Consider the following 9,963-nt stretch of genomic DNA (forward strand, 5'->3'; position numbering starts at 1 on the left):
TGACGTTTCTGTATTAGAATTAGGTGATGGCGTTTTTGAAGTAAAATCTACTGATGGTGATACACACTTAGGTGGTGATGACTTTGACCACGTAATTATCGATTGGTTAGCTGCTGAATTTAAAAACGAAAATGGAATGGATTTAAGTCAAGATCCAATGGCATTACAACGTTTAAAAGAAGCTGCTGAAAAAGCAAAAATTGAATTATCAAGTACAACTTCTACAGAAGTCAACTTACCTTATATTACTGCTGATGCTAGTGGACCAAAACACTTAGTTAGAACGTTAAGTCGTGCTAAATTTGAGCAATTGGCTGGCGATTTAATTAAACGTACAATTGATCCTTGTAAATCTGCTTTAAAAAATGCTGGTTTAAAAGTTGGTGATATCGACGAAATTATCTTAGTAGGTGGTTCAACTCGTATTCCTGCAATTCAAGAAGCAGTTAAATCTTTCTTCGGTAAAGATCCAAGTAAAGGTGTAAACCCTGATGAAGTTGTAGCAATTGGTGCTGCTATTCAAGGTGGTGTTTTAACTGGTGAAGTTAAAGATGTATTGTTATTAGATGTTACTCCACTTTCTTTAGGTATTGAAACCATGGGTGGTGTAATGACAAAATTGATTGAAGCTAACACAACTATCCCTTCTAAAAAAGCAGAAACTTTCTCTACAGCTGCTGATAATCAGCCTTCGGTAGAAATCCATATTTTACAAGGTGAGCGTCCAATGGCTGCTCAAAACCGTACAATTGGTCGTTTTATTTTAGACGGAATTCCACCTGCACCTCGTGGCGTACCTCAAGTAGAAGTTGCTTTTGATATTGATGCAAACGGTATTTTACACGTAAGTGCTAAAGATAAAGCTACTGGTAAAGAGCAAAAAATCCGTATCGAAGCTTCATCTGGTTTAACTGATGAAGAGATCAAAAAAATGAAAGAAGAAGCTGAAGCTAACGCTGAAGCAGATGCTAAACAAAAAGAAGAAGCGGATAAAATTAACGGTGCTGATGCCTTGATTTTCTCTACTGAGAAACAATTGAAAGAGTTTGGTGATAAATTGTCTGATGATAAAAAAGCTCCAATCGAAGCTGGTTTAGAGAAATTAAAAGCAGCTCATTTGTCTCGTAACTTTGCAGATATTGATGCAGCTCAAGAAGAATTGCAAAATGCTTGGAACGTAGCTTCAGAAGAAATGTACAAAGCAGGTCAAGATGGTCAACCACAAGATGGAGCGCCACAAGCAGATGCTCAACAAGGTGGCGATACTGTTACTGATGTTGATTTTGAAGAAGTAAAAGACGACGAGAAAAAATAGTCAGAATCTGAAGACCAAGAGTCCGAAGATATAAATATAAAAAGCGTTGCTGATTAATTCAGTGACGCTTTTTTTTGAAATACATTTAAGTAACAGTAAAGATTGATTGCTCTTAACTAGTTAATGGTTATTTCAATTTCCTTTTAGTAGAGGGTGCTATTTTTTCTGATTTTGGTCCAAAAGATTTATTTAATATGGTTAGAGCGGGCCAAATTAATATTGGTAATAGTCTACTTAAGGTTTGGATTTTAGCAGGAAGCAACATTGAAGTTAAAATGCCTAAAATAAAAATGACAGGAACAATTAAAGTGCGCCATCTCGCTAATTGCCTACTTCTTAAGTCATCAAAACCATCTGCTATTTTACCTCTGTGTTTGATAATGTATGCCAATAATGCATAATTAGCAAAACCTGTGGCTGCAACATTACAACAATAAAAGTAAAAAGGTACGTTATAACCAAAATGCTCACTATAATAGGCCGAACTAAAAGGCATTAAAATAATGGTAAATAGAAATAAGAAATTCAACCAAATAAGTTTGTCATCATAATCTTTAATAAATGAAAATAAACGATGGTGAGAGCGCCAATAGATTGCAATGACGAAAAAACTTACGATAAAACCGATAAAAAGAGGATTTAGATCAGATAACTGACTTAAAATTTGCTCATTACTCATTCCAACGTGTATATGAGGTGGCTTTATTTCAATTACTAATAATGTTATTGCAATTGCAAAAACGGCATCAGTAAACAAAATCATCCTTTCAATTTGAAATTCTTTTTTGAGTTCGTTATTTAACTGCGACATAATTAAGATTTTATAACTTTAAGATAAACATTCTTCAATTATATCCTGCAAAATCTTTTCACTTTCGAACAACTCGCTTAAGAGCTTAAACTGATTTTTAGCTCTATCTAAATTTTGTGCTGGATAGGTAATAGGATAATATATGCTTCCTTTTAAGTAATCAGTTAAAAAACGCAAAGCTTGCATATAAACCATGTATTTGCCCGAAAACAAAATCAATTCCTTTTCCGTAGGAGTTAAAATTGATGCCATTTCAGATAAATAACCTTTAACTGTAGCTTCGAAATAAGGCAATCTGATTTTTATCTTGTTAAGATCTTTCTCGTTTTCAGAAAAAGCACAAAGATAAGTACGTATCATATCCCCTAAATCGGAGATGAATTTGCCCGGCATTAAGGTGTCTAAATCAATAACACAAACGCCGATATTTGTAGAAGAGTTTAATAATACATTGCTGATTTTGGTATCGTGGTGCATTACACGATTAGGGAATTCGCTACTCCGCTCGTAAGAACGGTAATAATCTACAATAAAATGATGATGTAAAGCAGTTTCTATTACTTCATGTGCATTAGCTTTTAAATTAACTGGAGCTTGATTTAATGCAAAAGTAAATTGCTCATAGCGCCAAGCTAAATCATGAAACCAAGGAATGCTAACACTTAAAACTGAAGTGTCAAACTTATTTAATAACCTACTTAATTTGCCAAATTGTTTTGCCGCTTCGTATGCTTGTTTAGTTTCGCTTAGTGTATCAAATGCAAATGTACCCTCTACAAATGGAAGTAAACGCCAAAACTCATCGTTATGAGAAGCCATCAAATCTCCATTTAAAGTAGCCATTGGAGCTGGAAAAAGATAATCTGGGTTATGCTCCTTTAAATAATCGGCTACTGCTTTAATATTGTTCGCAATAGCAAATGGCATTTTAAAAACCTCAGTATTGACGTTTTGAAGAATATATTTTTTATTGTCTTTTAAAGATGAAAGCAAATAGGTTTGGTTAATATGTCCCGAACCTATTTGTTGTAAAGATACAGTGTCGGCTGTAAATCCGTAAGCCTCTATTACTTCTTTAGCAATACTTAGCTCCATAAACTTTCAGGATACATCCCGTCTTTTATCAACTGATCTATGCTGTTTTGCACAAAAGGCTTGTCTTCTTTATAGGTTACACCAAACCATTGATTAGAAGTAGGTACCACTTTAAATGTTGCTGTATTGGATTTAACCAAATTCTCTCCAATTAAAGGAATAAAAAACTCAGCCTTTGGCCTGTCTTTGTTTTCCAATGCGAAAGTTCTAAATAAATCTTCTGTAATTTTGAAAACAGCAGGAGTAAAGCCCCAAAAATTCATAGAAACAGGTGTTTCATAAGCTAATGGGTATTCTTTTTCGTCCTCTTCATATACAATTGTACCATCTTTTTGATAAACTTTAGTGCGTTCAACAATCTCTTCTAAATTGCCGCCTGCATCAACTTTACATACACCACGAGAAACTGCTCCAAAATCTGATAAAGTTTTTCCGATTTGATAACCGATGATAGAATAATTACTATCTGTAGCTTCAGTATTTAAAAAATGAACCATTTTTTCGTATGCATCAAAGCCATAAAAATCATCTGCGTTAATTACACAAAAAGGTTCCTTTACTACTTTTCTTCCCGATAAAATGGCATGCGCTGTTCCCCAAGGTTTCTCTCTGTAAATTTCCTCTTCAATGCCAAATTGCTTTAAATCGAAGTTTTGGAAAACATAATCAGTTTCAATTTTGCCTTTCAATTTAGGTTCAAAAATAGCTTTAAAATTATCTACAAATTCTTCTTTAATAATAAACACCACTTTGCCAAAACCTGCCTTAATAGCATCATAAATAGAATAATCGATAATAGTTTCGCCATTTGGACCAAATCCATCAATTTGTTTCATGCTTCCGTAACGACTAGCCATACCAGCTGCCAATATTAATAAAGTAGGTTTCATCTATTGAAAATATTTTTGTTAATGATAGTAGTTTAAAGTGGGCTAAAGATAATACTAAAAGCCAAATAAACCACCGCCAGATCTAGGTTTTTTGCCAGTTAGCATTCCAAATAAACCGCGAACAATTTCTTTCCCAATTTGGCGAGTTATTGTAGCGCCCATCACTTGTTCTACAATACTTTTTTCTCCTGGTTTAGGTTTGCTTTCGGCTTCTATCCGTTCTTGTTCCTCAGCAGCAGCTTTTACTTCGTTTTCTTCTGCTAGTTTTTTATTAATTCTATCAGTAAGCATTTCGAAAGCGCTTACAGGATCAATTGCTGCTTGATATTTGGTGAACAATGGACTGGCCAGCATTAGTTTTTCACAGTCTATAGCTGCCATTGGCCCCATTACTGCTCTTGGTGGTGTAAGCATCGTTGCTGCAACTTCTGTAGGAATGCCTTTTTCATTTAATACCGTAACCAACGCTTGTCCAGTACCTAACCCCGTAAGTATTTTATCAATCTCGTAAAAATCAGATTTAGGGTAGGTGTTAACCGTTTTTTTCAAGGCATCTACATCGTTAGGTGTAAATGCTCTCAACGCATGTTGTACCCGATTGCCTAACTGAGCCAACACACTTTCGGGCACATCCATTGGCGATTGCGTACAGAAGAAAACACCAATTCCTTTAGAGCGAATTAACCTAATTATGGTATTTACTTGTTCTAAAAATGCTTTAGGTGCATCGTTAAAAAGCAAGTGTGCTTCATCAAAAAAGAAAACCAATTTAGGTTTATCCAAATCCCCAGCTTCTGGCATTGCGTTATAAATCTCTGCCAATAAGCTTAACAGAAATGTAGAATATAAAACTGGCTGATTTTGAACATCAGAAATGTTTAATAAACTAATTACTCCCTTGCCATCTATGCGATTAAAAAGATCTTCGATATTGTAAGAGGTCTCGCCAAACATATTGCCTAAGCCCTGCTGTTCTATCGCTACAATTTTTCTTAAAATAGTGCTCGAAGTTGCCGTAGAGATAGATCCGTAACTGCTTTTTATTTCTGCGGCGCCTTCTCCTTCAGATAAATAGCCTAATAGTTTTTTTAAGTCATTTAAATCTACAATAGGCATTTTCGTATCGTCGGCGTATTTAAAAATTACCGCTAATACACCGGTTTGAGTTTCGTTTAATTCTAATATTTTAGCTAATAATACAGGGCCAAATTCAGTAACTGTTGCTCGCATTTGCGCACCGAGTTTACCACTTAATGAATACAATTCTATCGGAAATCCACTAGGGGAGAAGGGTTTGTTCAGTTGTGTTGCTCTTTCTTCAATCTTTGGGTTAGTCGTTCCTGGTTGGTTTAAGCCAGAGAGATCGCCTTTTACATCCAACATAAAAACTGGCACTCCAGCATCTGAGAGTTGTTCTGCTAACAGTTGTAAGGTTCTCGTTTTACCTGTTCCTGTTGCTCCTGCAATTAAACCATGACGGTTCATCATTCGTAGGGGTAAATTTACCTCTGCTTCACTCAATACTTCACCATCTAAAATTCCTGCACCTAAATATATAGATGCGCTTGTTGGTGCGTACGATGCTTTTATTTTTTCGATGTATAAAGATTTTTTATCGCTCATAGTGTAGATGTTTATGCGTTTAAATTAAGAAAGAAATAGGAGAAACGAAAATCTTATCACACGCTGTAGAAGAGGGGGCACATGGTGTAAATTGAAGTTGCGCCTGTTGGCTTTCTGCTTGCGCCTGCTAGGTTTCTACTTGCGCTTGCTAAGTTTCTGCTTGCGTCTGATAAGTTTCTGCTTGCGCCTGCTATGTTTCTGCTTGCGCCTGCTAGGTTTCTGCTTGCGCCTGCTAGGTTTCTTCTTGCGCCTGCTAGGTTTCTGCTTGCGCCTGCTAGGTTTCTGCTTGCGCCTGCTAAGTTTCTACTTGCGCTTGCTAGGTTTCTGCTTGCGGATGGTAGGCTTATTTTAATCTGGCGTTATTCCCCTAAAAGACTAGAGATTAGGTGATTTGTGGATGTTTAAAATTAATATCTTGAAATTAATTAACAAGATTATCATTTTATACTTAAAACAATGTCAAAAATTTATGAAACAGGTCATGCTAAGAACTTGGCAAACTTTGAAGCCCTAATAGCCTATGTAATTGGTTATGGTGCCATTTATAAACCTTCTAAAGTATCTATTAATGTGGGTAACATGCAGGGACAGTTAATAAAGGCAAAGGATGCCATAAATGAACTTCATGTATTGTCTGCTAGTTGGAGTAATGCTGTAGCTGCTCGAGAAATAGCGTTTGAACCTTTAAAAAAGCTCTGCACCCGTTTGCTAAATGCGTTGAAAGCTACTGATACTCCGATACAGGTTATTGGGAACGTGGAAACTTTAAATAGGAAGATGCAGGGTAAAAGGGCAACACCTAAACTAACTGAAGAGGAGAAAATTGTTTTAGCAGGTGAGGGGAAGGTGGTTAATCAGATTTCTGTATCGCAATTAAGTTATGATAGTTTATTAGATCATTTTGATAAATTAATAAAGTTGCTGGCGTCTATACCCCAGTACAAACCCAATGAAACAGAGTTGAAAGTTGTTACGCTAACTGCATTATATAACACGTTTAAACAACTGAATGTTGCTGTTATGTTTAATGAAATTGCACTTAATAATGTGCGTATGTTGCGCAGTGAGGTTATGTATAATTTTGAAACGGGTGTTGTTGCTACAGCTATGGCTGTAAAAACGTATGTAAAATCTGTATTTGGTGCGAGCAGTGTGCAATATAAACAGATTTCTGGGCTGAGATTTAGAACGTTGAAGTAGAACCTGAGCCCTAAGCTCTCTCTTTAATGTGAGGGGAACATATGATGGAAATTAATATTGTAGAACTTGTAAAGCGTTCGTCATTGCGAGCCACGAAGCACTTTTTTTAGCTCGCTGCCGCTGTGGCTCTTTCTTTTCTCTTGATAGAAAAGAAACAAAAGATCAAGGCTTTTTATCATCTCTCGGATTAAGCTATTAAAACTTTTTTTGGCAACAGAAAAAGGTTCGATGAAGGATCGAACTGCTTTCTGTTTTGGGTAGTGGTTTATGAAGGGTTGTGCTGAAGTTTAAACAAGTTGGTTTATTGTTTTTAATTGTTTGTTTGAGCTCGTGGCAAGCCACTCGGTTGAATGCTTTCTCCTTCGGGATGCTACAAAGCCGGTCCTCGTTCTTGGGAATGGGTTGTGGTTTTGGAAAGGTTGGATGATGGTCGTCATTTCGACCGTAGTGGAGAAATCTTTCTCGTTTATTAAATGGTTGTGTTTTGCAGTGGTTTTGTTTTATAAACCTGATTGTAGTGTAAAGCCCGCAAGTTGAGGTACGAAACGAGGACTTGGAGCGGAAAGCAGGGCTGGCTTAAATAGGTGTGGTGTTTTTGCTTTTCGAAAAAGGGTTATGTATAAAAAAGGCCTAAGAAATTAATTTTAGGCCTAATATTTAATAAAGCTTTTTTACTGCATTACGGTTCCCGTTTTCACGGGAATGACGGGGCGGGTTAGTTATTTAAACTCTCTAAAATCTTGATCGGCTTTAATGTTTAATAAGCTTTCGTAAATTAAGCTAATTACATTATCAACATCTTCTTTATGCACCATTTCTACGGTGGTGTGCATGTAGCGCAATGGTAGCGAAATTAATGCCGATGGAACGCCGCCGTTTGAGTAGGCAAAGGCATCGGTATCTGTACCTGTAGAGCGAGAAGATGCTTGACGTTGGAACGGAATATCGTGTTTTTCGGCCGTTTTAATTAACAGTTTATTTAGGTTGGTTTGTACTGCTGGGGCGTAAGAAACTACTGGTCCTTTGCCGCAAGCTAAATCACCCTGCGTTATTTTGCTAATCATTGGAGTTGTCGTATCATGCGTTACATCGGTTACGATAGCCACATTTGGTTTGATGCGTTGAGCGATCATTTCGGCGCCGCGTAAACCAATTTCTTCTTGTACAGAGTTAACGATGTATAGGCCAAAAGGAAGTTTTTTCTTGTTCTCTTTTAATAGACGTGCTACTTCGGCAATCATAAAACCACCCGCACGATTATCTAATGCTCTGCCTACGTAGTAACGATCGTTTAAAATCATGAACTCATCTTCGTAGGTAATTACACAGCCCACATGAATACCTAATTTTTCTACTTCTTCTTTGGTGGTACAACCGCAATCTAAAAAGATGTTTTTTAATTCTGGTGCTTGTTCTTTTTCGCCATGACGTGTATGAATTGCTGGCCAACCGAAAACGGCTTTGACTAATCCTTTTTCGGTATGGATGTTTACGCGTTTTGACGGTGCGATTTGATGATCTGAACCGCCATTACGAATAACGTAAATTAAACCATCACTGGTAATGTAGTTTACATACCATGAGATTTCATCGGCGTGTGCTTCGATAACTACTTTGTACGTTGCTTTTGGATTAATTACACCTACTGCTGTACCGTAATTATCTATAAAATGTTCGTCGATGTAAGGTTTTAAATAATCTAACCACAATTTTTGTCCTTCCCACTCGTAGCCAGTTGGTGCTGGGTTATTAATGTATTTCTCGAAAAACTGTATAGATTTTTTAGTGACTACTGGAACGTGTTTCTTTTTATTTTCTTCTTCTTTTTTCTTTGCCATAAGCTTATTTTATATTTTAGATTTACAATTTTAGAATGACAAGTGCCAAACCAAATTCATTCATCTAATTGTTGTTTTATTCTTGTGTTTAAATAGTAAGTAGTAAACCTACCATCTAAAATTCCTTTTCCATCATTACAAAATCAAAACCATCTGCGGTGTAGGTTTTATCTGTTTGGTGGAAGCCAAATTTAGTATAAAATTCCTTTGCATTTACCCTGGCATTGCACCAGAGTTTTGTCAGTTTTTGAGTTTTGCAAAAATCGATTAAGTATTCCATTAATTGTTTGCCTAAACCTTTTGCTTGCAAATCTGGTAAAACTGCTAGTTTACGAAACTGGCCAACATTACCCTGTATAAATAGTGAAACTACACCGGACAGTTCGTAATCTACATAAATGCCAAAGTGTATTCCATCAAAATCGTTTTCGAGTTTTACAAATTCGTAAGGATGCTCGGGATACATGGCAATATGTCTAATACGCCAAGTAAGGGATGGAAATATTTGTTCGACTACTGCCATTTAATTAGGTTATATGTAAGATGTAAAAGGTAAGATGGAATTTGTAAAACCCAAACATCTTCCATTACACATTTTACCTTTTCCATTAAAGTGGGATATTTCCGTGTTTTTTACGAGGATTATTAACTACTTTGTTTTCTAGCATTTTAAAGGCTTTAATTAATTTAACTCGTGTTTGAGATGGCTCGATTACTTCATCTACAAAGCCACGTTCGGCTGCACGATACGGGTTAGCGAAAATTTCTGAGTATAGCTTTTCTTTTTCTAACCACTTATCTTGAGGGTTTTGTGCGGCGGTAATTTCTCTTTTAAAAATGATTTCTGCAGCACCTTTAGCGCCCATTACAGCAATTTCTGCCGATGGCCACGCATAATTCATATCGGCACCAATGTGTTTAGAGTTCATTACATCGTATGCACCACCGTAGGCTTTACGTGTAATTACGGTGATACGTGGAACGGTGGCTTCGCTAAATGCGTATAATAATTTTGCTCCATTGTTAATGATGCCATTCCATTCTTGATCGGTTCCGGGTAAGAAACCAGGTACATCTTCAAAAACTAATAATGGAATATTAAAGCTATCGCAAAAGCGTACAAAACGTGCTGCTTTTACAGAAGCATGGTTATCTAAAACGCCTGCTATATAGGCGGGCTGATTTGCTACA

The 9,963-nt window shown here is 36.4% G+C and carries 9 protein-coding genes; 2 read left to right on the forward strand and 7 right to left on the reverse strand.

The features are described from left to right. Positions 1–1,315 (forward strand): molecular chaperone DnaK (dnaK, locus tag WC622_RS15600; RefSeq protein ID WP_372820630.1); only part of this gene is annotated, 1,315 nt, incomplete at its 5' end. A gap of 127 nt (positions 1,316–1,442) precedes the next feature. Here the strand turns inward: dnaK and WC622_RS15605 are convergent. From WC622_RS15605 to WC622_RS15620, 4 genes are read right to left on the reverse strand one after another with little or no spacing between them, the layout of a single operon-like run. Then, entirely contained in the window at positions 1,443–2,126 is a 684-nt protein-coding gene (locus WC622_RS15605) for a TMEM175 family protein (protein WP_372820631.1), read from the reverse strand. Positions 2,127–2,144: 18 nt separating this feature from the next. Next, the gene (locus tag WC622_RS15610; protein ID WP_372820632.1) at positions 2,145–3,221 is read right to left on the reverse strand and encodes a phosphotransferase enzyme family protein; all 1,077 of its coding nucleotides are present in this window, start codon (positions 3,219–3,221) and stop codon (positions 2,145–2,147) included. Then, positions 3,212–4,111 carry an NDP-sugar synthase gene (locus tag WC622_RS15615; RefSeq protein WP_372820633.1) on the reverse strand — a complete coding sequence of 300 codons (900 nt, stop codon included), beginning with the start codon at positions 4,109–4,111 and terminating at the stop codon, positions 3,212–3,214. The genes WC622_RS15610 and WC622_RS15615 overlap by 10 nt, the downstream gene beginning before the upstream one ends. A gap of 54 nt (positions 4,112–4,165) precedes the next feature. Continuing rightward, positions 4,166–5,734 carry a helicase HerA-like domain-containing protein gene (locus WC622_RS15620; protein ID WP_372820634.1) on the reverse strand — a complete coding sequence of 523 codons (1,569 nt, stop codon included), beginning with the start codon at positions 5,732–5,734 and terminating at the stop codon, positions 4,166–4,168. 456 nt (positions 5,735–6,190) lie between these two features. On the opposite strand from WC622_RS15620, the gene WC622_RS15625 reads away from it, so the two are divergent. Beyond that, a complete protein-coding gene (locus WC622_RS15625; RefSeq protein ID WP_372820635.1) occupies positions 6,191–6,934 on the forward strand; it encodes a hypothetical protein in 744 nt (247 codons plus the stop codon). A 719-nt stretch (positions 6,935–7,653) separates the two neighbouring features. Here the strand turns inward: WC622_RS15625 and WC622_RS15630 are convergent. The 3 genes from WC622_RS15630 to WC622_RS15640 form a co-directional block, all read right to left on the reverse strand. Beyond that, the gene (locus WC622_RS15630) at positions 7,654–8,772 is read right to left on the reverse strand and encodes a M42 family metallopeptidase (RefSeq protein WP_372820636.1); all 1,119 of its coding nucleotides are present in this window, start codon (positions 8,770–8,772) and stop codon (positions 7,654–7,656) included. A gap of 115 nt (positions 8,773–8,887) precedes the next feature. Beyond that, complete coding sequence (locus WC622_RS15635) at positions 8,888–9,295, reverse strand: GNAT family N-acetyltransferase (protein WP_372820637.1); 408 nt, start codon at positions 9,293–9,295, stop codon at positions 8,888–8,890. Positions 9,296–9,380: 85 nt separating this feature from the next. Beyond that, positions 9,381–9,963, reverse strand: a 583-nt coding sequence (locus WC622_RS15640; protein ID WP_372820638.1) for a carboxyl transferase domain-containing protein, incomplete at its 5' end; no start/stop codon positions are given.

The organism is Pedobacter sp. (genome assembly GCF_041662865.1).
Classification (GTDB): domain Bacteria; phylum Bacteroidota; class Bacteroidia; order Sphingobacteriales; family Sphingobacteriaceae; genus Pedobacter.